This window comes from Desulfobacter sp. (genome assembly GCA_028768545.1).
Classification (GTDB): Bacteria; Desulfobacterota; Desulfobacteria; order Desulfobacterales; family Desulfobacteraceae; genus Desulfobacter.
This window is the reverse complement of the sequence record CP054838.1, coordinates 1,909,548-1,933,679: the sequence shown is the minus strand read 5'-3', so window position 1 is coordinate 1,933,679 and position 24,132 is coordinate 1,909,548. Positions and strand designations below refer to the sequence as shown.

The following is a 24,132-nucleotide window of genomic DNA, read 5'->3' as shown; positions in this document are numbered from 1 at the left end:
AAATGGAAACTCTACAGGATATCAGGCCGGAAGGCCTTCAGGGATCGGCCATGGTTGTCGGAGGCGGTATTTCCGGCATGCAGGCCGCATTGGACCTGGCCAATTCAGGATTTTACGTTTACCTGGTCGAACGATCTTCGGCCATTGGCGGAAAAATGGCCCAGCTGGACAAGACTTTTCCCACCAATGACTGTGCCATGTGAATTATTTCCCCCAAACTGGTCGAGGTCGGCCGGCATGTCAATATTGAACTTTTGACCCTTGCTCAAATCACCCGGGTTTCAGGGTCACAGGGAAATTTTAAAGTTGCAGTCACCCAGCACCCGCGGTATGTGGATCCGGACAAATGTATTGCCTGCGGACTCTGTGCTGAAAAATGCCCCAAACGAGTGGATGACGAGTATAATGAGGGCCTGGGCAAAAGAAAGGCCATCTATGTGCCCTATTCCCAGGCAGTGCCCCTCAAATACGCCATTGACGATACCCAATGCCTGTTTTTGAATAAAAACAAATGCGGGCTGTGTGAAAAAATCTGCCCGTCCGGGGCCATCAATTATCAGGACACCCAAAAAGAATTGTCCATCCATGTGGGGTCCATTATCCTGTCCACGGGATTTGATTCCTTTGATCCCTCTTCTCTGGACTACTTAAGCTATTCCCAGCATCCGGATATTGTAACCTCCATGGGATTTGAACGAGTGCTGTCAGCCACAGGCCCCACCGGCGGTCACCTCTGCCTGCCCTCGGACAAAAAGCATAAGACCCACCCCAAAAAAATCGCCTGGCTCCAATGCGTGGGGTCCAGGGATGAAAACAGATGTTCAAACGGGTATTGCTCATCCGTATGCTGCATGTACGCGGTAAAACAAGCGGTCATGGCAGGAGAGCACAGCGCTGCGCCCCTGGACCGGGCCATCTTCTACATGGACATGAGAACCCAGGGCAAGGATTTTGACCGGTATGTGGAAAATGCAAAAAAAGGCGGGGTCCGCTTTATCCGGTCCAGGGTCCACTCAGTGGAACCCCAAAAGGACAAAAACGGCATACGATTACGGTATGCCAATGGATCAGGGATCATGAAAGATGAACGCTTTGATATGGTTGTCCTGTCCACAGGTCTTCAGATCAGCGCGGCCTCTGCAGCCCTTGCCGCCACCATGGGTGTTGAACTGGATGCCCATAATTTCATCCAGACGGACAACTTTCATCCCGTGTCCACCTCGGTTCCGGGAATTTTTGCCTGCGGTGTGCTCACCGGTCCCAAGGATATTCCCCAGTCCGTGATGGAGGCCAGCTCTGCCGCGGCAGCAGCAGGGGAAAAGATCTCCCAGGCAAGACATACCCTGACCCGGGCCATAACCATTCCCAAGGAAAGAGACCTTGGAGGCGAATTTCCAAAAATAGGGGTGTTTGTATGCAATTGCGGCACCAATATCGGCGGGGTGGTTGATGTACCCGCCGTGGTTGAGTATACCCGAACGCTTCCCGGGGTGACCTATGCCGAAGAGAACCTGTTTACCTGCTCCCAGGATACCCAGGACAAAATGGCCGAGGTGATTCAAGACCAGGGGCTCAACCGGGTGGTTGTGGCAGCCTGTTCGCCTAAAACCCATGAAGGCCTGTTCCAGGAAACCTTGATCAACGCCGGCCTGAACAGATATCTTCTTGAGATGGCCAATATCCGGAACCAGGACTCCTGGGTTCATTCCAAGACCCCTGAAAAGGCCACCCAAAAGGCCATGGACCTGGTCCGCATGGCAGCGGCAAAAAGCCTTCTTTTGTCTCCTCTGTTTGAAACCCAGCTGCCCGTGACAAGGTCTGCCCTGGTCGTGGGCGGCGGGGTGGCCGGGATGACCAGCGCCCTGTCCCTGGCCAACCAGGGATTTGCCGTCTCTTTGGTGGAAAGGGACCAATACCTGGGCGGCAATACAAGGCAGCTTTTTACCACCTATATGAATGAAAATATTGCCGGCCATGTCAAAGAATTGATCCAGCAGATAGATGCCTCAGACCTGATCACGGTTTTTTTGGGAGCTCAAATCAAGGAGGTCCAGGGATTTGTGGGCAATTTCAACACCTGTGTATCCACGGATGAAAAAGACCATCTCATTTCGCACGGGGTGGCGGTTCTGGCCACCGGTGCCAGGGAATCCAAGCCTGAGGAGTACCTCTACGGAAAAGATGAAAGGGTGTTTACCCACCTGGATTTTGACGGGCTGCTCAAAAACAAAGACCCGCGGATTGACCGGGCGGACAATGTGGTGTTTATCCAATGCGTGGGGTCCAGGGATGAAAACCATCCCTATTGCTCCAAGGTCTGCTGCACCCATTCCATCCATTCGGCCATCCAGGTGAAAGAAAAAAACCCCGATGCCAATGTCATCATCCTGTACAGGGATATCAGGACATACGGCAAACGGGAAATGATCTACAAACAGGCCAGGGATATGGGCATCTTGTTTTTCCAGTACGAGCCCGATCATAAACCTGTTGTTGAGTCAGGCGACCAATGCGTTACCGTTGAATTCACCGACCATGTCCTGGACCGCAGGCTCAGTATTGACGCGGATCTGCTCTGCCTGGCCTCAAGAATTGAGGCCCATGAGAACCAGGAACTGGCCCAGGCATTCAAAGTCACCTGCGACGCTGACGGCTGGCTTTTAGAGGCCCACCAAAAACTGCGGCCCGTTGATTTTGCCACGGACGGGCTCTTTCTCTGCGGCATGGCCCACTATCCCAAGCCCATGGACGAGAGCATTGCCCAGGCCAAGGCCGCAGCCTCAAGAGCCGTGACCACCCTGGCACGGGATACCATCTTTGTGGGCGGAATCGTATCCAGGGTCAACCCCCAGCTCTGTTCGGGCTGCCAGGGCTGCATCAAGGTCTGTCCCTACGGGGCCATCACAATGGACAAGGACCAATCCATTGTCGAGATCAACAATGCGTTGTGCAAGGGATGCGGGGCCTGTGCGGCCGCATGTCCCTCCGAAGCCCTGACCCTGGAAGGGTTTAACAATGAACAGCTCTATGTGCAGATTAAAAGCGCATTAAGCGCTTAAAATATAAGGAGTTATCCAGTGAAAGCAGACATATTTGAACCCAAAATCATCGCCTTTATGTGTAATTGGTGTGCCTATGGCGCGGCCGACCTGGCCGGGGTCTCACGCCTCCAATACCCGGCCAATATCATGCCGGTAAGGGTGATGTGCTCCGCATCCGTATCCCCCCACCATATTCTGAGGGCGCTGCAGAGCAATGCGGACGGTGTCCTGGTCGGCGGCTGACATATCGGCGACTGCCATTACCTGTCAGGTAATCATATGACCATTAAACGCATGGCCTTTGTCCAGGAACTGCTCAAGTTCATGGGACTTGAAGGACGTCTCCACCTTGAATGGATCTCATCAGCCGAGGCCCAAAAATATGTTGAGGTGGTGACCCGGTTCACCGAAAAAATCAGAGAGATGGGTCCCAACCCTTTAAGGGCAATGGCCCAGGAAGTGAGATAAAATGGATACTGCCAAATTAAAAATCATTCAGGAGGCCCGGCAATGGCTTGTCCAGGAACGGGTGGATATTTTCCTGGGATACAGGGAACTTTGCGGCCATAAAATCCCCCATGGATATACCCGGGACAATCTGGACGAACTTGAAGGATTGTGTGTCAGCCGGAACCGATACCCCCTTGAAAAGGTGGCCATTCATCTGGCCAAAAAAGATTCGGATCTTAAGATCGGGCTGATTGCCAGGGACTGCAACCAGAGGACATTGAACGTATTGTATACCTGGAATCAGCTGGACCCAAAAAAAGTTGAAACCATCGGGGTGAACTGCTGTCCCTCCCCTTTCAAAGCCCATGGCGACTGTTCCTACCTTGCGCCTAAAACCACGGGTGAATATAAACAAGAACATGGAATTGATTATAACGCCTCACCAGAGAGTATTTTGGACACCATGGGAAACAAGGACCGGTTTTCAAGATGGATGTATGAATTTAATAAATGCATCAAATGTTACGGGTGCAGAAATATCTGTCCGGTATGTTTTTGCAAAGAGTGCAGCCTTGAGCATGAAGGGCTGATCGAACCGGGGAGGCTTCCTCCTGAAGTCCCCATTTTCCATCTGGTCCGTGCCACCCATATGGCCGGCCGGTGTATTGACTGCGGATTGTGTGAGGATGCCTGCCCCGCCCATATCCCCTTGCGGCTTCTCTACCGGGAGGCCAATGAAATTGTATCTGACATTTTTGACTTCCAGCCGGGAAGCGGTTTGGATAACTCCCCTTTCAGCATCATCGGGGATAAGATTGAAGCCCAGCTCAAACCATTGGATGCCTAATCAATGGTTGAACACATAAATTGTCGATCAGGCAATTATATACAAGGAGAATAACCATGGACTGTAAATTTGTACCATCAGTCTGTTCATATTGCGGAACCGGGTGCGGGGTCTTGTTCGAAGTCATTGACAGAAAAATAGAATCCACCCTGCCCTTGAAATCCCATCCCGTAAACCAGGGCAAATTGTGCATCAAGGGATGGAGTTTGCATGAATACATCAACAGCTATATGCGGTTAAAATCCCCTTTGATCAAAGAGGATGGAAAATTTGAAAAAGCCACCTGGAAAGAGGCGATCAGCACCGCAGCACAAGGCCTTGGCAGGGTAAAGGAAACATACGGCCCGGATGCGATCGGGGTGCTGGTCTCGGCCAAAATCACCAATGAAGAAAATTATCTGGCCCAGAAATTCACCCGGGCCGCCATCGGCACCAACAACATAGATCATTGTGCCCGATTGTGACATTCTTCCACAGTGGCAGGTCTTGCCGCTGCTTTTGGAAGCGGAGCCATGACAAACTCCATTGCCGAGTTTGAACATGATTCCCAGGTGATTTTTGTGATCGGCTCCAACACCACAGCCTGTCACCCGCTCATTGCCAGCCGTATTATCCAGGCAAAGGAAAACGGGGCCAAGCTCATTGTGGCCGACCCCAGAAATATCCAGCTGGCCCGGCTGGCAGACCTGACCGTCCACCACCGCCTGGGCTCTGATGTGGCGCTACTCAACGGAATGATGCATGTTATTGTCAAAAACAATTGGCATGACCAAGACTATATCCAGACCCGGTGCGAGGATTTTGAGGCCCTGGCCGCCACCCTTGAAGCCTATACCCCGGCCCGGGTCTCTAAAATCACCCAGGTGCCGGAAAAAGATATCATCAAAATGGCTGAGACTTACGCCCAGAATTCTCCTGCAGCCCTGCTCTACGCCATGGGTATCACCCAGCACACCACCGGGGTGGACAATGTTAAATCCTGCTGCAACCTTGCCATGCTCTGCGGAAATGTAGGGGTAAAAGGCGGGGGCGTCAATCCGTTACGGGGCCAGAACAATGTCCAGGGCGCCTGCGACATGGGCGGACTGCCCAACGTGTTCACCGGGTACCAGCCTGTGAATGATCCTGAGGCCAATAAAAAGTTTTCCAAGGCCTGGAATTGTGAACTTTCAGACAAGCCCGGCATGACCATCACCGATATGATATCAGCCATTGACACGGGCAAAATACGGGCCTTGTATGTGATTGGAGAAAATCCCAAACTGAGTGACCCGGACTGGAACCACCTCAACCATGCCTTGAAAAAACTGGACTTTCTGGTCACCCAGGATATCTTTCTTTCGGAAACCGCCCAGGTATCTGACGTGGTCCTCTCTTCAGCCGCTTTAGGGGAGCGACAAGGCACCTTTACCAACACGGAACGGCGGTGCATGCTCACCCAGAAAGCGGTTGAACCTGTGGGCAACGCCCTGCCGGACTGGGAAATCTTTTCACGGCTCTCCACGGCCATGGGATATGAGATGGCCTATGAGTCTGCCGAAGAAATCTTCGACGAGATGACCGGTCTCACGGAAAAAAGTTATGGGGGAATGACCTACGAACGGCTTGGGATCAACGGTCTGCAATGGCCCTGCCCCGCCGAGGATCATCCCGGCACCCCTTATCTTCACAAGGAGCAATTTGCCAGGGGCAAGGGCAAGTTCCATGCTGTGGAATATAAGGATCCGGCTGAACTGGCCTGTGAAGACTATCCTTTTTTACTGACCACAGGACGGATGTTTGCCCATTTCCATACCGGGACCATGACACGGATATCAAAGCATCTGGACGTGGAGCAGAGAACCGGGTATGTGGAAATCCACCCCAAAAATGCCGAAGACCTCAAGATTAAAGTCAACGATCTTGTGCTGCTGACCTCACGGCGGGGGCAGATGGAGGTGCCGGCCAGGATCACCCGGGATGTGAAACCCGGAAACCTGTTTTTGCCCATTCATTTTGGTGAAAACCCCACCAATATCCTGACCAGTTCAAAGGCGTTTGACCCGTTGGCCAAAATTCCCGAATTCAAGGTCGGGGCCGTTAAGTTAGAACGGCTGATTCACTAGACGAAAAGTTTAAGGCGGTGTCCGGTTTAAAGGACACCGCCTTGTTTCAGTCTCTTGTTTTACGCCTTTTTAACAACGGAACATTTAAGGTACATACCGCCGAAACCTGGAATCTTACAGGAAATATCGTGGCCGTTTACAGGGTCATCAAGGAGTTTGATGTTTTTCACCTTGGTACCCAGCTTCATTGTATCCTTCCCGGCCTTGAGGTCTTTGATCGTGGTGACGGTATCTCCATCCTGCAAGGGAGTACCATTGGCATCGAGAAATTGGGACGCCTCTTGCTCAGGTGCATCAGACGCCTGATCAGGTACCCACTCATGGGCACATTCGGGGCATATCCACAGAAGTCCATCGGGATAGGCATAAGGTGAATTACATTTGGGACAGATATGTTGTTCGTCTGACATGGCAAAATTCCTGGTTCATTGTATAAATTAATTTAAAATATTATTTTCATGGAGTGACACAGGTATCACCCATGATACGGACAAATGAAAAACGCATTCATTGTATCCATCATTCATTGTATCCATAAGGATCGCCCGAATATTTCACCTCATCTGCGGCGTTGCAGCCTTTTGCAGTATAAACATTAGGGCTTGACGGCCTGACGCCATACAGCTAAAGCAAAATCGATTCGTAAAATATTCAGGATAGAAATCTACGTTTTGTTTAGCAAAGTGTCAAACCTTTTATAAGATCCCGGAGGCGGGACCCTGTTTTTTAATCATTTTTGCACTTCAGACAATCCCCAATCTCAATACCCCATGGGTGCACCCCACTCTCCTCGAGTGCAGTCATCCGCCCCCACTGTGAAAAAAAATCTGTCCCTGGGTTATGATTCTTTTTCAAGAATAGCATTAACAACTTTTACCATCTGCTTTCTCAGCCATTTGTGCGGTTCATCCTCCTGATAGGATTGATGCCAGATCATATTCATTTTTCCCGACAAAAATTGAAAAGGCAAAGGAGAACAGGCAAAACCACGCATTTCTGTGAGTGCCATCAGGGATGGCAGAGTCGCAAGCATATCAGTTCCCTTTAAATAGGTGGCAACACTGGAAAAATTGGGGGCAAAAATATCAACTTGGCGCTGTTGCCCCCGGGTGATTAAATAATCATCTATCCCGCCCTTAAAATTCTGGAGAAATGAGAGCCCGATATGTTTGGAATTTAGGTAGTCCCTCATATTTTTGGGGGCCTTCCTCACCGCTGGATCATAAAAAACGACCGTGTTCATGGTGAAAAGGGCCCTTTGAATTATGTCAGGTGCGTCGGGACTGAATCCAACAATGGCCAAATCGCATTTTTTGTCACGCAGCAGTTCGGCCGAGGGCAAATGGGGTGAAATCACCTTGAGCGTGAAGCGTTTCAGTTTTTTTTTGACCTGCTCATAGAACAGGGGCATAAGCAGGCTGCTCTGAAAATCATTGGCAGCGATAACCAGGTCTATTTCGCTTTCAGCAGGTGAAAATGAGGCAGTTTGTACAAGGCCTTGGAGCTGATCTAAAATTTTTTCTACCTTTTCAACGATCTGTTGTGCATACACTGTCGGGGAAATTGTTCTTCCTGCCCGGATAAAAAGGGGGTCTCCTAAAATCTTTCGTAGTTTTTCCACCGTATGGCTGACAGCAGATTGAGTAATGCCGAGTCGATCCGCAGCACCTGTGATCGTGCCGACTTCCATTACGGTGATAAATACACGCAGACTTTTTCCATCCAGGGATAACCAATCGATTTTCTTCATGTGTAACATGAGAACACATCTGTTGTTTAGATGCAATAAAATTTGCATAATCAAATTAAAACCAACAGAGACCTTCATTTTTAAAAAAGAGGCGAATAATAAAATGACCTTAAAAGAAATCTGTTCAGCCCTGGCAAAAACCAGGAGTTTATCGGCTACCACCCTTGACGGAAAAACGATGCACAGTCGGATCATCAGCATCTGCGGCGGTGATGATCAGGGTATTTACTTTTTGACCATGAATGTAAAGCCCTTCTATCGCCAGCTTAAAAGCAATCCGCAAATTTCCATCTGCGGCATATATCCATCGGGCAGAAAAGAAGGCCAAAATAAAGATGGGCAGCCATATTGGCCGCCGGGCTTTTTTGTACGGGTTACAGGTGAAACCTGCGAGGTTTCAGACTCCGAATTAAAAAGGAAAGCGACAGCAGGCAGTCAGATCCATGAATATGCTCGGCAAGAGGCTGCCCGTTACCCGGCAATGAAACTTTTTTGCATCTTTAAAGGAAAAGGAGAGCTGTTTGACTATGATTTCGAGATGGAGACCCGTGATCATAAACTGCTGCGTAAACGATTCGCCTTTGGCGGTGAGACCGTCAACCCGGCCGGGACTCATATTGATCCGGATCAATGTATTGCATGCGGGGAGTGTTATGACAGATGTACCTTCAAAGCCATTGTTCCCGGCGAAGAAACCTACACGGTCAATGGCTCCCGGTGTGATGAGTGCGGCAGCTGTATCCAGGCCTGCCCCCAGGATGCCATTCAACTGTCAAAGACAATTTAACCGACTGATAATAAAGTCTTAAAGGCGCCTTAGAAAAGATGAATAGAACAATTAAGATCAATATGAACAAGTGCGACGGTGATGGAAAGTGTCTGGATACCTGTCCAAACCAGGTGTTTGAACTTAGAAAAATCACAACCGATGAGTATGATTCCCTGAAAATATTGGGGAAATTTAAAACAAAGATCAAAGGAAGAGTAAAATCCTTTGCCGTGAATTTTGAAAATTGTGTGGAATGCGGCCTGTGCATCAAATACTGCCATGAACGAGCGATTCAGTTCGTTTAATTCATCAAAAATAAATTAATTATGAACAAGGAACACATAAAATGAAAACAAAATTAAGTATATTGTCAATCATAGCGGCACTTCTTATGTCACTGAGTGCAGCGCAGGCACAAGATGATCTATCCCAGCGCCCAAAAGTTTATCAGGTTGAAACCCGGCTGGACAATCATATGCGCCCGACAACATTTACGCCGGTAAAAGCCGTTCCTGTCAACGGGGCTATTTGTGAAAATATTGCAACCACCACCCAAAACATAGTCAGCAAAGAGGCTGTTTTTCTTAAAAAAGGGATGGTAAAGCCTGTTGGCGAAGATTCATTCAGCCCATGGGAACTTGTCAGTGACGAGGGCGGTTCAGCACATCACCAAACCGCGCCGAATCCTCTGACCTATTATGCTGCCGGAGCCTCTTCAAGCTTGTTGACCCAGGTTGAAAGGTTGATACAACTATTGGATTTAAAGGTTGAAGATGTAAAAGTAGAATCAAAAATTTTTTTCAGATGGGCTGATCCGATGAGCGATCACTGGTCCGGGTATACGGATAAGGTGATCTCTAATATTCTGATCAAAAGCGGTGAATCGCCTGAAAAAATAAAAACGTTAAAAGAAAAAGCACTGAAGGCCTGGGCGGTTGGTGAGGGCCTGGCAAATAAAACAACAATTGATGTGAAGATACTTATCAATGCCGATGACTGGGGTGGATTGCAAGCTCGTCCCGGTAAAGTAAAATCCCCAATCTCTGTGGATAATGGTCTCACCATCACCAATGTAACAGAGGATCTGGATCTGCAAACAATAAAAATAGAAAAAGATCTCACACTGGATATGCATGATTTCCCCAACCCATTTATATTTACTGAAATCTGCATAGCCGAATCGGCAGAGGATGCGTCTCGGCCATACCTGCATAAAATAAGGGCAAAATCCCTGACTGAAAATTACCAGACATGGGCGCTTTATGCCGATGACAGTCGGGGGTATGAGGGGATAGACAAGGCACCGACATCAAGGGACTATTTTACCATAGGCACTTCCTTTTGTCTGATGAGTCAGCTGACTGCCAATAAAATGTACTTTCAAAAAAAGGGGATCAATATCGATGATTTTAGAGTTGAACACCAGTTTAACTACCAGCAGGATCATTTTATGACCCCCGCCATGGCAGGTCACCTGGATGATGTGACCACCAGAGTTATCGTAAAAAGTGGCGCAGCAAAAGAGGCATTGACCCATTATGCAAAACAAGCCCTTCAAATGTGTTTTGCGGGTGAAGGCATTCAAAATGAGACAGAGATGAAATCAGATGTCTACCTTAATGGAAGGATCATCAAATAGTTTGAAAAAGATCAAGGCGGCCCCTTTGTCGGTATAGGGTTGAAAATTGTGGCGGCTTTTATCATCCAGAAAGCGCCTGCTGTTTATGATACAGCAGGCGCCTTGGGGGTTAATGATCTTGAACAGGATACCAGTTGGTAAACAAAGAGGTCACATCCATGCCCGATTCCTGGTGGCCCACAGGATAGGCAAGGCCGGTCTCTTTCATGGTTTTCAACCCTTTGACCGTACGGTCCAGCCGGTCGGCAGGCAGGGCCAGCACCATTTCATCGTCATTGACCCGGCCAAAACTTCTTTCCCCCAGGCAGGGCAGGCAAAGGGAGGGCTTGCCGGTGGCCACGCACCGGGGCAGAGCGTCTGTACAGGACCCTTCTCCTGAAAAGCTTGATTCCACCCGTTCATATTCATAATACTGCAGTCCGTTCATCAGCAGGGTCATTTGCCCGCCGTTGGCATAAATCAAAAGATATTCCGGTTCAAATCGTTCCTCATCCAGGGGACTCAGGGCCAGGGCTTCAATGGGAGATGGTACAGGATAGCTGCCAACGGCCTGTTTTGCCGTTTCATAATCATTGAACCAGAACCCGGCAAACCCCTTGGCTTCGCTGTCTATCTGTTCCTGGTCGACCGGGGCCAGGCCCTGGATTCTCAAACAGCGGTATTTTAACTGCATTTTATCTGCCAGGGGTTTGGCATCCTCCTGTGTGATACCGATGGTTTTGCCCTGTTTTCTGACAAGGTAGGGCAGCTGGCAAAAGGTAAATGCAGATTCAGGCCTTTCCATCCCCGGGATATTCCCAAGCCCCTCTTTTTTTTCCAGTCTCTTTACGGCGATACCCCGGGAGTCCAGCTGCAGCAGTTCGTTCAGGTCTTTATTAAGTTCTTTCCAGTTTGTCATTTTGTTTTCCTTTCTGATTTAAGACGATTCTTTTTTCCCATGATCTCGATTGGACCGGCATTTGTATGAAAAGATCAATGGCGGCCCATCATATAAAATTGGTCATCCGGGCGGACCCCAGCAAAGGTCATCATCCGGTTGGACATATTAAAAAAGGCTGTGATGCCCGCAATATCCCAGATATCTTCGTCACTGAACCCGTGGGTCCGAAGGGTCTGAAAATCTGTTTCATTGATTGTTCCGGGCTCCTTTGTCATCTTCATTGCAAAATCAATCTTTGCTTTCTGGCGGGGGGTGATATCTGCTTCATGATAATTTACCGACACCTGGTCGGCGATCCGGGGATTTTTCATGGCAAGGCGAAGGGCCGCACCATGGGACTGGACACAATAGGTGCACCCATTGTAATTGGAATGGGCAATGATGATCATTTCCTTGTCGGCAGGGGGCAGCCCGCTTTCCCTGTTCATCAGGGCCTCGTTGTATGCCAGAAAGGCACGGAGTTCCTCCGGCCGGTGGGCCAGGGCAAACAAGACATTGGGCATAAATCCCATCTTCTCTTTTACGGCAAGGAAAATTTCCTTGAGGTCCTCGGGCAGATCTTCAAATTCAGGTACAGGGTACCGGCTGATGTTTTGTTTCATCTCATTTAATCCTTTTAATTTACGATTATTGTTCTTGGGTGATATGCAGATTTTAATATTCTCTTACAAAACCACCAACCGCGGCATGACTTACCATGCAAATGTTTTAAGCACCTTATGTTGGGTTGCCGGGTGGGTGGCAATGGCCTGGTCTATTTTTTCAAGAAAGTCCTTCTGAAGTTCGGGCAGCCTGCCTTTGGAGGACACGATATTGTTGCCATGGTCCCCCCAGTAAAAGGTGGTAAAGTCCCTAAGGTTTTCAAGAAGATATTTTTCCTCTTCAAGAATCTGCAGGGGGGTGGCCTGGATGAATTTTTTGGCCTCAATCTCTTTGGCCAGCTCGGTTCCCGACTGCACCGCCAGGGCCATGGGGGCAATCTCTTCGGGCTTCATCAGGTTGAGTAGCCGTGTGGTTTGAACCATATGCTCAAAGGAATGCTCTTTTCCCCCAGCCCGAAGATAAAGGAGAGCAATACATCAATTTTGGCAGCTTTTGCATGTTCCATCCCGGCCAGGGCCTGTTCCGGGGTCAGCCCTTTTTTCACCCGTTTAAGGATTTCAGGATGGCCCGATTCCAGCCCGGAATAGGCCATGGTCAATCCGGCCTGTCTGAGGTCAAAAAGTTCTGAAACGGATTTGCGTCTAAGATCATTGAACCCTGCGTAGAGGGAAATCTTTGAGCACTCATCAAAAGTGGACCTGCTCTTTTCAATCACTTTTAAAAGAAATCCGGTCTCTAGGGCCAGTACATTTCCGTCAATGAGAAAGATAGCGCCCACATGAGGAAAAAGCTGTCTTGCCTCATCAATATCCTTGAAAATATCTTCAAGCGGTCTGATTCCGAATCTTTTTTCCCTGAACATGTCACAGAATGTACATTTATTATGGGTACAGCCCAGGGTGATCTGTATGAGCAGACTGTTGGCCTCGATCCAGGGCCGGTATATTTTTCCTTGGTAGTTCATTTTATTCTCCTGTGTCTTTTTTTATGCCAGCACCGACTCAATGGTTTGGATGATTGTTTTACATTTTAGATCGTTGAGCGCATCGGGGTGGGGAGAAGAAAACCGTTTGGAATCATTGTCAAAATAACGCCCAGAGGCTGAGGCAAATTCATGGGACAGGGCTGCCCGGCAGAGAATGTCAGCTCCGATGCCAAGATCTTTGCCGTCAATCCCGTATGCCTCTTTCACCATTTTGCTGCCCAAAAAGGAGGCGGGATTCACCGCAATGACGGCAGGGCCTTTTTCCTTGAGGGTTAGGCCCATATGGCATGACCACATGGTCAGGGCCAGCTTGCTCTGGGCATAGGCCTCACCCTCGGGCAGCCGTGGAGGGCCTGCCAGGGCTGCCGTGTCCACCGGGGCCTGGGCTGCCGAGGAGAGGTTGATGATCCGGCCCGATAGACAGAACAGGAACAGCAGCTTTTTGGTCAACACGTAGGGGGCAATGGCATTAACGGCAAATCTCAGGTCAAGCCCCTCCCGGGTGGCAGGATTCTGAACTCTGAAAACACCGGCATTATTTATCAATACATCAAGCCTGGTATGGTCTTGAGCCACTGCCGCCCCAAGTTCTTTTACATCCTTGAGGTTTGAAAAATCACCTGGGTAACTTGTCAAATTGCCGCCCGTGGATTATGAGGTTGTGTCCCTGTCTTGCCAGCATTCTGGCGGTTTCCAATCCAATGCCGTCGGTTGCGCCGGTGATCATAATGGTTTTTTGCATGATTCTCCCCTTCTATCAATCAATTGGTGTTACAAAATTCATGGGTCCATATTGCCCGCTAAGGCCTCGCTTAAAAGGGTGCCGGCCTGGCCAGGATTTCCACCGGAGATACAAGGGCCGTATCCACCAGTTGACATATTTTTACGGTATAGGGATGCTCCCGGTGGTAATCCAGGGCATCCTGGTCTTCCCAGACTTCGTAGCAGAAAATAAGATTGGGCTGTATTTGATCTGCAAAAAGCAGCATTTGAATATACCCGGCCTCCTGCTCAGCATTTTTTTTATCTTGGATCAATGCGCTTTTAAAAGCGTCGCAATATTCCGGTTTTACACAGTGATGTCCGGTTAGGTTTTTGCTTGCTCAATAATTTTTTGATCTTTGACAATATTGTCCCTGTTTGAACTATGAGAGCCCTGCTCCTCGCAGCCAAACAGGTCATTTAGAATGGCGGTTCGCAGCTGCCGAACTCTTTTGATCGTGACCTTTTCATTAAACTGTTTTTGGCAATGGATTGCCAGTAACAGGTAAGTGATAAGGCCGCCAAGAATCTGAACCATAAGGCCGTATTCACTGCGGGCAATGAGATGATATACCTTCAGATGTTCTTTCCACCATTTGAAAAAATCCTCAATGGTCCACCGGAGTTTATAAATTGTTGCTATTTGTTCCGCTGTTAAATCATGCCTGTCAGTTGCCACATAGTATTTGACGCCAGCAATTTTATAGCCAACAACCCGAACAGGCCTTTTCGTCTGGTTTTGATTCGGAGTACCAAGTTTAACCAGTGCATCATAAAAAATGTAGCTGTCGGAAGAGGTCTCGTGGTTATCAATAATTGTTCTTGTTGTCCTGGTTTTTATACGGCAGACAAAATGTTTGCCTTGCTCCTGAAGCAGGTCAAATTCTTTATGGGATTGATATCCACGATCCATAACACCTGTTTGCCCCTTGGAAAGTATTTTGGGAACAAAAGTGCGTTCAGCGCCGTTGCCTTCAGTCAAAAAGATTTTGTTTGGGATTCCGTGATTAATGTCAAATCCGCAATGTACTTTGGCTTTTTTACTTCCTTTTCTGTAGTTCGCCCAGTGCATTGAAAGGACTGCATTTATGAGACTACCGTCAATGGAAACCAACTCTCCTAACTCGGCGTGTTCACCCGGATGACACTCAAGAGCCTGTTTATAAAGATCCTCAAAGATAAATTGCAGTTGTTCGAGTCCCCTGTGATTGATGGCTTCACAGAAACTACTACGGCTGATACCACCGTCTGGCGCAATATTTTCTTTAGCAAAAACATTCTCCTTGAGATCCTGAATTAAATGTCGGGCAGACTTGTGCTCCTGAAGATGGAAATAAACCAAAGCATTTATCTGGTCTTCGAATGTCATTTTTAAAGGGCGGTCTCCTCGAGATTGTAATTCCGGTGCTTTTGAAAGTGACTTTATCAGAGGGCACCTGAAATTGTCAAAGTTCAGGGACCGTAGTTGTTTTTTAGGGACTGAGATGTGCGTCATTTGAGCTCCTTGAGTTAAATTTTCAAGGCGCACAAAAATTTTTACGCACATTTGTCAACACAAAACAGACTGTTTTTTCAATGATTTTAGATGCTTTTTATATGCAACAACCTAACCGGACACTACTGGGTTTTACATTAAATTTGACAATCTGGGTGATCATTTTCCCAACCTGCTCCCACGATATTAAGGTGCCGATTTTTTTAACAAATTCAGATTGGAGAGCCATCTCCAACTGGATTGAATTATACAAGCGGTTAAAAATAATACAAATTAATAGTTGTCATACAAACCATAACAAACTATTATGACGCCCATGATACCCATTGATCTGGACATAAACATGCTGCGCTGTTTTAAGCAGGTTGCTGAAACCAAAAGCTTTACCCGGGCCGGAAATAATATCGGCCTGACCCAGGCAGGCGTCAGCACAAAAATCCGCCGGCTCGAAGAACGTTTGGATGCCAAGGTTTTCAACAGGACAAGTAAAAATCTGTCCCTGACCCATGTGGGCGAAACATTGCTGGCCCATGCACAGCGGATTCTGTCAGCCCATGACGAAGCGGTCAGCCAGTTAACCGCCCCCAAAGCCTCCGGCCTTCTCCGTGTCGGACTGATAGATTATGTTTTGCCCGAACTATTGCCGGGTATCCTCAGCCAGTTCAAAAAACGATATCCCAATATCTATCTTGAAGTTCAAATGGATTTGGGCACAGGTCTCATCCCAGCCTTTAAAAAAGGCGATCTGGATCTGGTGGTTGCCGGAAAGGATATGTACCAGGGCAGCTGCCGGGTGCTTGTTCAGGAACCATTAGTCTGGACAATAGGAAAAGGCATGGAATTTGACATAGATGACACCCTGCCTCTTGTGGTGCTGCCGTCTCCCTGCCATTTTAGAAAACTTGCCACCCAAACCCTTGAACAAGAAAACCGGAAATGGAAAATAGTTTTCACAGGGACATCCATTTCAAGCATTCAGACCGCTGTACAGGCAGGCATGGGGTTGTCTGTTTTACCGATGGGTGCATTAAAGCAAGGCTTGATAAAGGCGCCTTCCAAGCTGGAACTGCCGGAACTGCCCATGTTCTCCATCGCAGTTTTTACAGACAAAAATAAACAAAACAACGCCAGAGATGTTTTTATCAGTTACCTGGAAGCGGAAATCAGCAATCAAAAGCGGGCTTGATACGGAACCTTGCTGAAATGAAAATTTGGGTTAGGGGGGGGAAACGTAATAAAAGGATTCATCCCCTGGGGCTTGGCACCAATACAATAGCGCTTGGGGTCTGAGTACCTTGGAGCTGAATCCTTTTATGATCTTTGGACGGCTGGATTAAATTAGATTTTCCTTTTTTAAGGTCTCAACAATTTCCCAGGTGGAACGGTCCCGGTTCATGGTGTAAAAATGAAGGCCCGGCACCCCTTTTTCCAGCAGGCCCCGGCATTGACCCAGGGCATACTCAATGCCCATGTCCAGGACGGCAGACGCATTGTCCGGATCCACCCCGTCAATCTTTTTTTGAAGCGCCGGGGGAATGGCAGCCCCGCAGACCCGGGATAAAATTTTTGTCAGTTTCAAGGTATATACCGGCATGATGCCCGGAATAATGGGAATTTCAATCCCGGCGTTACGGCATTTATCCACATAGGAAAAATAAAATTCATTGTCATAAAAATACTGGACCACTGAATACTCGGCACCCTTGTCCTGCTTGAGCTTTAAAAACTGGATATCGGATTCAAGGGTCTTGGCCTCAACATGGCCTTCGGGATAACCTGCACATCCCAGGGAAAATCTATAGTTGGACCGAATGAATTCAATCAGATCAGAGGCATTGGCAAAGCTGTCCGGATGGGGGGTGAAGCCCTCTTCCCTGGGTTTGTCCCCCCTGAGAACAAAAATGGTTTCAACCCCAAGGTCCTGGTAATGGTCCAAAACCTGCCTGATATCCTCAGGGCCTAACCCGTATCCGGCAATATAGGCCACTGTGGGCAATTGCCTGTCCTTAATAAGGGTCTTTACCGTATCATAGGAGCCCTCACGGTTTGAGCCCCCGGCCCCAAAGGTGACCGAATAATAGTCAGGAGTCAAGGGGGATAGTCCATCAATAACCCGGTTGAATGTCTCTTGGGTTTTAGAATCTCTGAACGGAAAGAACTCAAACGAAATCACCGGTTTTTTATCCCGGTACAAGGCTGGCACGCGCATCATCTGTCTCCTTTGAAAGCATAAGCCCATCATTTAAAAATGCCATGGGGTTTCCATGATTTTACCTAAGGATAGAAAAACCGAGCAAAAAACATACCCGAAAACAAAATTTTCAACCGGATCGTCAAAGCGCTATATATTAAAGGCAGACCCCAGGTTTATTCCAAGGGCCCCCAAAAAAAACACAGGGTTCAAAGAGTGCAGAATCGACACCTTAAAAATTGCGGGTCGCAAAATTACGTCATCTGAATCGCAACCTAAAACACAAAACCAGCTGCCGGAAAAATCCCAGCAACTGGTTTTGATATCATGGATGGCCTCTGGTTAATTAAAACCAGGGCCGTCAGGTTGTCTTTTCTAGTTAATTTTCCCCAGAATCCTGGATGTCCACTTGGCATCATTCAGCCGGTTGGAAATGCTGGTAGCCAATTGGGACAGGGTCTGGTTGGAAATGGCTTTTTTCTCGGCATCTTCATACACAGCAGTTGCCGTCTGCACATCCCCTGCCGCCAGAGCATAGGTTTCAGCCAGGAAAATCAAATCATTGAACCGGGTCAGTTTTTTCCGGGCCAGGTTCAAAAGATAGGCGATTATGCTCTTATCGGTTGTCTGTGCACTGACCATGCCCACCAGGCGGGCATATTCCTGCTTGTCCGCGCACAGGGTTTCAGCGGTTTCATAAAGGCTCAGGGCATGATCCCGGTCTTCTAAGATATTGAGAAAGGCTCCGGCCGCAAAGGTATAGTCATAAAGGCTGGTGCATTTTTTCTCCAGGTCATCCAAGATCGTCTTGGCCCATTCTTTGTCGTCAAATTTTTCAACTGCAACCGATGCCAGTTTGACCTGGTCGCCATTGTCAACCGCTTTGCTGCCAAGGTCTTTATAAATCTCTTTAACCCATGCATCATCTTTAAGGGTATCGGCAATGGCAGAGGTCAGGGTGTTGTAGTCGCCAAAGCTTTTGCACTTGTCAACAAGGCTTGTATAAATCTCCCTGATCCATGCCTCGTCACCAAGGTCCTGGTGAACAGCTGCGGCCAGCTTGATATAATCACTGAAATGCAGGGTAAATGATTCAGCCAGTTTGTACAATTTAGCCGCATAATAGGTATCTCCTGTCTCCTTGACCACTTCGGCAGCAAGGCCGCGCATGGGAAAACAGGTGGTATACTCTGATTCTTTGAGGCTGAAGTCATTGTACAATTTTTTGAACTCTTCGCGTTTTGCCTTTTGAAAGGCAACCGCTTCTGCCCACTCTTTGTCCTGGGCGGCAATTTCCAGGATGGCATCTGCCGTCTTGATAAAATCATCATTATTTTTAATGGCGCCTTCTGCCTGTTTGAGCACGGGAATGGCAGCGTCCGTGTCCCCAAGATCCTTGGACAGAGCAAGGGCCAGGGCCACCAGCTGGCCGCAGTCAGGATTGGTGGCCGCCGCTTTCTGGTATACACTTGAGGCAAAGGCCTTGTCTTCGGTATTTTCGTATCCTTCCTTGGCCAGTTTCAGATAGTCTGAAAACTCAGAAAACTGGTCTTCTGCTTTTTTGTAGACAGAGAGGAGAAAGTCCTTATCATCCAGCTGCTCTTTAACAATCTGGGCAAACTTGAGCAGTTCGTCCCCTTTTTCAAGGGAGCCCAAGGCTTTTTCAAAAATGGCCCGGGCAAGGTCTTTGTCGTCCAGGTCGCTGATGGCACCGGCGGCCAGGGCATTGAAATCCGCAGCGGTCTTGGCGGCGTCCATCCCCTTGGTGTAAACCTCTTTGGCCTTGGCCTTGTCCTCGAACATCTCAACCATGGACTTGGCAAAAGAGACAAAATCTTCAGGTTTTTTACACTTGTCAAAGGCCTTGTCCAGAACCTTTTGGGCCATATCAGCGTCATTGGCTTCGGTGGCCAGATAATTGCTCAGCTCCAGAAAGTCAGTCAGCTTTACGCATTTGCCCATGGCAGCATCGGTGATTTCCTTGGCCATATCTTCAAGGCCGAGCTTGCCGGCAGCCGCACCCAGAGCCAGAAAATCAGCCGGTTTGGAGCAGAGCATTTTTCCGTTTTCCAGAAAGGTGGAAACCACCTCATCATCACCGATGATTTCCTTGGCAGCCGTGGCATAGGTTACCGCATCCTCATAGGTCTCAGCCCATTCAGCGCCCTCTTCAAGAAGCTCGGCCGCCCATTCCTTGTCATCCAGCCCCTCGACAATCTCTTTGGCAACGCCAATGTACTCTTCGGGTGCATCACACTCTTCTGCTTTTTCTTCCAACTCTTCTTTAAGTCCCATGATCTCTCCTCAATTTTTAATTGTTAAATAATTTGTCCATATATAAAGTGTTTATTCTATATCATAGTAGAATTCCAATATACAATTTTTATCACAAAGATTCTAATAACATAGGGATATCAAAACAAACAATGGGATTTTTGCATTGAAATACATTTTCTCCCATGGATCCGCTATTGAAAACCCCAGAAAGGCTATCTTATAACCGCCAAGGAAGTGATGACTGTAGTCGTATCCTTCCAATTTCCTATAAAAAAGTAAGTCATGAAAACGGCAGCAACTGGTAAATTGAGCATAGACCATGTGATAACCGTCTACAGGAATCGTGTTGATCATATCAAAATGGTTTTGAAATCATCCACGCACAGGAGATAAAAATAAAACATTATAATCCCGCTTGTATCTGCTCTTTGAAAAATTCAGATTTTAATCAGTGATGTCCGGTTAGGTTTTTGCTTGCTCAATAATTTTTTGATCTTTGACAATATTGTCCCTGTTTGAACTATGAGAGCCCTGCTCCTCGCAGCCAAACAGGTCATTTAGAATGGCGGTTCGCAGCTGCCGAACTCTTTTGATCGTGACCTTTTCATTAAACTGTTTTTGGCAATGGATTGCCAGTAACAGGTAAGTAATAAGGCCGCCAAGAATCTGAACCATAAGGCCGTATTCACTGCGGGCAATGAGATGATATACCTTCAGATGTTCTTTCCACCATTTGAAAAAATCCTCAATGGTCCACCGGAGTTTATAAATTGTTGCTATTTGTTCCGCTGTTAAATCATGCCTGTCAGTTGCCACATAGTATTTGACGCCAGCAATTTTATAGCCAACAACCCGAACAGGCCTTTTCGTCTGGTTTTGATTCGGAGTACCAAGTTTAACCAGTGCATCATAAAAAATGTAGCTGTCGGAAGGGGTCTCGTGGTTATCAATAATTGTTCTTGTTGTCCTGGTTTTTATACGGCAGACAAAATGTTTGCCTTGCTCCTGAAGCAGGTCAAATTCTTTATGGGATTGATATCCACGATCCATAACACCTGTTTGCCCCTTGGAAAGTATTTTGGGAACAAAAGTGCGTTCAGCGCCGTTGCCTTCAGTCAAAAAGATTTTGTTTGGGATTCCGTGATTAATGTCAAATCCGCAATGTACTTTGGCTTTTTTACTTCCTTTTCTGTAGTTCGCCCAGTGCATTGAAAGGACTGCATTTATGAGACTACCGTCAATGGAAACCAACTCTCCTAACTCGGCGTGTTCACCCGGATGACACTCAAGAGCCTGTTTATAAAGATCCTCAAAGATAAATTGCAGTTGTTCGAGTCCCCTGTGATTGATGGCTTCACAGAAACTACTACGGCTGATACCACCGTCTGGCGCAATATTTTCTTTAGCAAAAACATTCTCCTTGAGATCCTGAATTAAATGTCGGGCAGACTTGTGCTCCTGAAGATGGAAATAAACCAAAGCATTTATCTGGTCTTCGAATGTCATTTTTAAAGGGCGGTCTCCTCGAGATTGTAATTCCGGTGCTTTTGAAAGTGACTTTATCAGAGGGCACCTGAAATTGTCAAAGTTCAGGGACCGTAGTTGTTTTTTAGGGACTGAGATGTGCGTCATTTGAGCTCCTTGAGTTAAGTTTTCAAGGCGCACAAAAATTTTTACGCACATTTGTCAACACAAAACAGACTGTTTTTTCAATGATTTTAGATGCTTTTTATACGCAACAACCTAACCGGACACTACTGGATTTTAATATGTTATCTGAATTTTTTGCAGACCTGATATAATTTTCTCTGAGGACAATATATAGAGTTTGGATTTAATTCAAAAATATGGAGACTTTTAATAATAGTTTTGGGATTTTAAAACCTGCAATTAGGGATTTCGTCTTTGACTTAGTCCTCGGTGAAGGATTTGACTCCCCCCCACAATGCTTCTGCTATTGAATGCTTCTTTAAGATAGGCTTGGGCGAGCTTGTATAGACATTGTGTGGGGTCGGCTTTTCCTTAAAATTCTACTAATACTCAGATTTTTTTTCTGGGCAGAAAATGTCTTAAATGCAAAGGTTTATTTATTACCTTCAAAGTTCTGATTAAATGTATTATACCATTCCTCATTCATCAGAATTATGAGAGGGCACTCAGCATTTTCAAAAATCAAGCCGAAGTTCAAAAAAGAGCTGATTGATATCGCCTGCTTCTGACAGCGGACCGTTTCTTGGCTGGTACAACAGCACCCCTGCCTTGATGAGCCAGTTGTCTGTAAGATCATATTCAGCTGCGAACCGCTGCATGGCCCCACGCTGTCCCCGCTCCCCGTTTAACTGAATAAGGGCTTCCAGCTCCAGGATCTCCTGGTAGAACGTCCTTGTTATCCTGCAGGCAATGGCGTTGTCTGTTCGTAACGGATTCTCAGGGGAAGCATCAAGGATGTCCTTATAATCATGCAGATACCGGGTCACATAATCCAGGCTGACCGTCGTATCTGTAAAGCCGCTGTATTCAATTCCGATGAGAAAATCACTTCTGTTATACTTCTTCTCATCATTCATGAAGCGTAAACCACGAAGATGGGCCAGCTCTGCAATATACAGCAGGTTGCCCCTGGCAACACTGAGGCTTGTGCCGGCCATAGACAGTCTGTCATGGATCAGCTTCAGTTGCGTCCCCTTGGCAAATCTGGCCTGATCATTGAAAAACCTGGCGCCGTAGAACGAGAGGTCCCAACCTGAGAAAATACCGTTGAGTTCGACACCGAACTCCGTATTTTCAAGGCTGTGGGAAGGCTTTTCCTCATGGGGAAGCGACCCCGGTAAAGGGCTAAAAAAATGGCCGGGCGGTGGATTTTTGTCATAGCGGTGTTCGTGGACGGCTATCAAATCCAGATTCCAGTCTCCGAAAAAAAGGTCCAGCTTTGTCATGGACACGGGCAGCCGGAGATTTTCGATATCCACCAGCCCCGGCTCCCTGTTATCAAGGGGATTTAAAACATCCGTTACCCGGAAATTGTCGGATCGTCCCCAGACAACGATCTGCCGGCCGAACTTCAGATCGATATTGTCGGTGAGACTTCCCTGAATATAAGCCTCCTGGAACTCCAGCTCTTTTTCGTATTCTTCCAGAACAGTATCACTGTAGTCTCCGCGGTCGTTGATGCCATAGGAGAAGTCATAAAAGCCCTTGAGGCTGACATAGGTCTTGAAGGCAGCCATTCTAAAGTCCGCCTCGATCTGGCCTTCAAGCCTAAGGCTTGAAAGTCCCTGCCCTCTGCGCTTGGTCGATTGTGTGTCGTGTTCACAACGGAGAGCAGCTTTGCATACCCGCTGAATCGGTCAAAAAAATAGGGATTGGGGGATAGCGTCCTGTGTGCTTCCATAACCTTTCCCTCTTCAAACCCCGTCAACAGATCTTCAACACCCTCTGGGGTTTCTGCAAGGGCTGTTGCATGGAAAAAGGCAAGGGCTATGGTCAGGACACTAGAGGCCTTTTTCAAGGTAACGGGTCGTGAACAGCGACGCATTGACCGACTCCCTATTATAGGCAACGTTTTCCCGGGTGAGAATGGTTTGGTGAACGGTTTTCTTTCCCTTTTTCCGGGTCATATGGATTTCCAGGGCAGTCCAGATGCCGTCGATCCGTGCAAGCCTTTTGATATCATAGTATTTTATGGAGTTATCCTCCAGGTAGTGGATGGCCCGCACAATCACATGAATGTCCTGCCGGACGAAAAGTATGGATTTGACATAGCCTGTTTTGTCAATGACGTCAGGGGCTTTGGGAAGGCTTTCAATGACCCGGCATTTTTTACCGTAAACCTCCACTTCCGGCTTTTTTTTGTAAAAGGCATAGGTGTAATCTTCCAGACATCTCTTGGTGAGATCTGCGTAGCTGAAGTCGGATCCCATGAAACTGCCGCTTTTGTCGCTGAATGCGATCCGCTTTACCTTTTTGAGTGCCGGCAGAAACAGCCATTGATCATCATCTTTGCCCTCCTTGTCGTAATCGTAGGACATAAAACCTGTTCCCCGTACATCTCCCGGGGATAGGAAGAACATAATGCTGTAGCGGTCGTCCCCCTGGTCAATGCCGAAAGTTCTGAGGGATCGGTTCCTCCGGGAGCCGTTCCTGTCGATGAGCAACATCTTCATATCTGAAATTGACCGGTCTCCGTCATCACGCTCGTCCACCATCTCCATGATTTTACGGGCCGTATGTGGTTGGCCGAAGACATAGGAAGGCAGGATGATCAAAATCATCGCAAAA

Annotated in this window: 19 protein-coding genes and 2 pseudogenes; 8 read left to right on the top strand and 13 right to left on the bottom strand. The window is 47.6% G+C overall.

What is annotated here, in order from left to right; all coding sequences use genetic code 11:
- The first annotated feature begins 2 nt into the window (after nt 1–2).
- The 4 genes from HUN05_09290 to fdhF are packed head-to-tail and all read left to right on the top strand — an operon-like array spanning nt 3 to nt 6,443.
- Nucleotides 3–3,059 (top strand): CoB--CoM heterodisulfide reductase iron-sulfur subunit A family protein, encoded by a 3,057-nt coding sequence (locus HUN05_09290; GenBank protein WDP85302.1) that lies wholly within the window; start codon nt 3–5, stop codon nt 3,057–3,059.
- A 57-nt stretch (nt 3,060–3,116) separates the two neighbouring features.
- On the top strand, nt 3,117–3,509 hold the full coding sequence (locus HUN05_09285; GenBank protein ID WDP88000.1) for a hydrogenase iron-sulfur subunit: 393 nt from the start codon (nt 3,117–3,119) through the stop codon (nt 3,507–3,509).
- Between the two features lies 1 nt (nt 3,510).
- Entirely contained in the window at nt 3,511–4,338 is an 828-nt protein-coding gene (locus HUN05_09280; GenBank protein WDP85301.1) for a 4Fe-4S binding protein, read from the top strand.
- 56 nt (nt 4,339–4,394) lie between these two features.
- Entirely contained in the window at nt 4,395–6,443 is a 2,049-nt protein-coding gene (gene fdhF, locus HUN05_09275) for a formate dehydrogenase subunit alpha (GenBank protein WDP85300.1), read from the top strand.
- Between the two features lie 59 nt (nt 6,444–6,502).
- Here the strand turns inward: fdhF and HUN05_09270 are convergent, their stop codons facing one another.
- Together HUN05_09270 and HUN05_09265 are read right to left on the bottom strand one after the other, a co-directional pair.
- Entirely contained in the window at nt 6,503–6,853 is a 351-nt protein-coding gene (locus HUN05_09270) for an alkylphosphonate utilization protein (GenBank protein ID WDP85299.1), read from the bottom strand.
- A gap of 428 nt (nt 6,854–7,281) precedes the next feature.
- On the bottom strand, nt 7,282–8,193 hold the full coding sequence (locus HUN05_09265; GenBank protein WDP85298.1) for a LysR family transcriptional regulator: 912 nt from the start codon (nt 8,191–8,193) through the stop codon (nt 7,282–7,284).
- A 103-nt stretch (nt 8,194–8,296) separates the two neighbouring features.
- Here HUN05_09265 and HUN05_09260 point away from each other — a divergent pair, with 103 nt between their 5' ends.
- From HUN05_09260 to HUN05_09250, 3 genes are read left to right on the top strand one after another with little or no spacing between them, the layout of a single operon-like run.
- Entirely contained in the window at nt 8,297–8,980 is a 684-nt protein-coding gene (locus HUN05_09260; GenBank protein WDP85297.1) for a 4Fe-4S binding protein, read from the top strand.
- 38 nt (nt 8,981–9,018) lie between these two features.
- Entirely contained in the window at nt 9,019–9,267 is a 249-nt protein-coding gene (locus HUN05_09255) for a ferredoxin family protein (protein WDP85296.1), read from the top strand.
- 41 nt (nt 9,268–9,308) lie between these two features.
- Nucleotides 9,309–10,601, top strand: coding sequence for an OsmC family protein (locus HUN05_09250; GenBank protein ID WDP85295.1), 1,293 nt, complete (start codon nt 9,309–9,311; stop codon nt 10,599–10,601).
- Between the two features lie 109 nt (nt 10,602–10,710).
- Here the strand turns inward: HUN05_09250 and HUN05_09245 are convergent, their stop codons facing one another.
- From HUN05_09245 to HUN05_09220, 6 genes and pseudogenes are all read right to left on the bottom strand, one after another.
- On the bottom strand, nt 10,711–11,499 hold the full coding sequence (locus HUN05_09245) for a DUF169 domain-containing protein (GenBank protein ID WDP85294.1): 789 nt from the start codon (nt 11,497–11,499) through the stop codon (nt 10,711–10,713).
- Between the two features lie 74 nt (nt 11,500–11,573).
- Complete coding sequence (locus HUN05_09240; GenBank protein ID WDP85293.1) at nt 11,574–12,143, bottom strand: peroxidase-related enzyme; 570 nt, start codon at nt 12,141–12,143, stop codon at nt 11,574–11,576.
- Nucleotides 12,144–12,233: 90 nt separating this feature from the next.
- Nucleotides 12,234–13,108: pseudogene (locus tag HUN05_09235) on the bottom strand (B12-binding domain-containing radical SAM protein).
- Nucleotides 13,109–13,129: 21 nt separating this feature from the next.
- A pseudogene (locus HUN05_09230) lies at nt 13,130–13,871 on the bottom strand (SDR family NAD(P)-dependent oxidoreductase).
- Between the two features lie 70 nt (nt 13,872–13,941).
- The gene (locus tag HUN05_09225) at nt 13,942–14,166 is read right to left on the bottom strand and encodes an antibiotic biosynthesis monooxygenase (protein WDP85292.1); all 225 of its coding nucleotides are present in this window, start codon (nt 14,164–14,166) and stop codon (nt 13,942–13,944) included.
- A gap of 50 nt (nt 14,167–14,216) precedes the next feature.
- Nucleotides 14,217–15,386: an IS4 family transposase gene (locus HUN05_09220; GenBank protein WDP87999.1), complete on the bottom strand. Its 1,170-nt coding sequence runs from the start codon at nt 15,384–15,386 to the stop codon at nt 14,217–14,219.
- Between the two features lie 316 nt (nt 15,387–15,702).
- Here HUN05_09220 and HUN05_09215 point away from each other — a divergent pair, with 316 nt between their 5' ends.
- Nucleotides 15,703–16,572, top strand: coding sequence for a LysR family transcriptional regulator (locus HUN05_09215; GenBank protein WDP85291.1), 870 nt, complete (start codon nt 15,703–15,705; stop codon nt 16,570–16,572).
- A gap of 147 nt (nt 16,573–16,719) precedes the next feature.
- On the opposite strand, the gene HUN05_09210 is transcribed toward HUN05_09215, so the two are convergent.
- The 5 genes from HUN05_09210 to HUN05_09190 all read right to left on the bottom strand — a co-directional run bounded on the left by HUN05_09210 (nt 16,720) and on the right by HUN05_09190 (nt 24,125).
- Nucleotides 16,720–17,595 carry a methylenetetrahydrofolate reductase gene (locus HUN05_09210; GenBank protein WDP87998.1) on the bottom strand — a complete coding sequence of 292 codons (876 nt, stop codon included), beginning with the start codon at nt 17,593–17,595 and terminating at the stop codon, nt 16,720–16,722.
- Nucleotides 17,596–17,952: 357 nt separating this feature from the next.
- Nucleotides 17,953–19,872, bottom strand: coding sequence for a hypothetical protein (locus HUN05_09205; protein ID WDP85290.1), 1,920 nt, complete (start codon nt 19,870–19,872; stop codon nt 17,953–17,955).
- A gap of 444 nt (nt 19,873–20,316) precedes the next feature.
- Nucleotides 20,317–21,486, bottom strand: coding sequence for an IS4 family transposase (locus HUN05_09200; protein WDP87997.1), 1,170 nt, complete (start codon nt 21,484–21,486; stop codon nt 20,317–20,319).
- A gap of 533 nt (nt 21,487–22,019) precedes the next feature.
- Nucleotides 22,020–23,081 carry a hypothetical protein gene (locus tag HUN05_09195; protein ID WDP87996.1) on the bottom strand — a complete coding sequence of 354 codons (1,062 nt, stop codon included), beginning with the start codon at nt 23,079–23,081 and terminating at the stop codon, nt 22,020–22,022.
- 264 nt (nt 23,082–23,345) lie between these two features.
- Nucleotides 23,346–24,125 carry an outer membrane lipoprotein-sorting protein gene (locus HUN05_09190; GenBank protein WDP85289.1) on the bottom strand — a complete coding sequence of 260 codons (780 nt, stop codon included), beginning with the start codon at nt 24,123–24,125 and terminating at the stop codon, nt 23,346–23,348.
- Nucleotides 24,126–24,132: the final 7 nt, after the last annotated feature.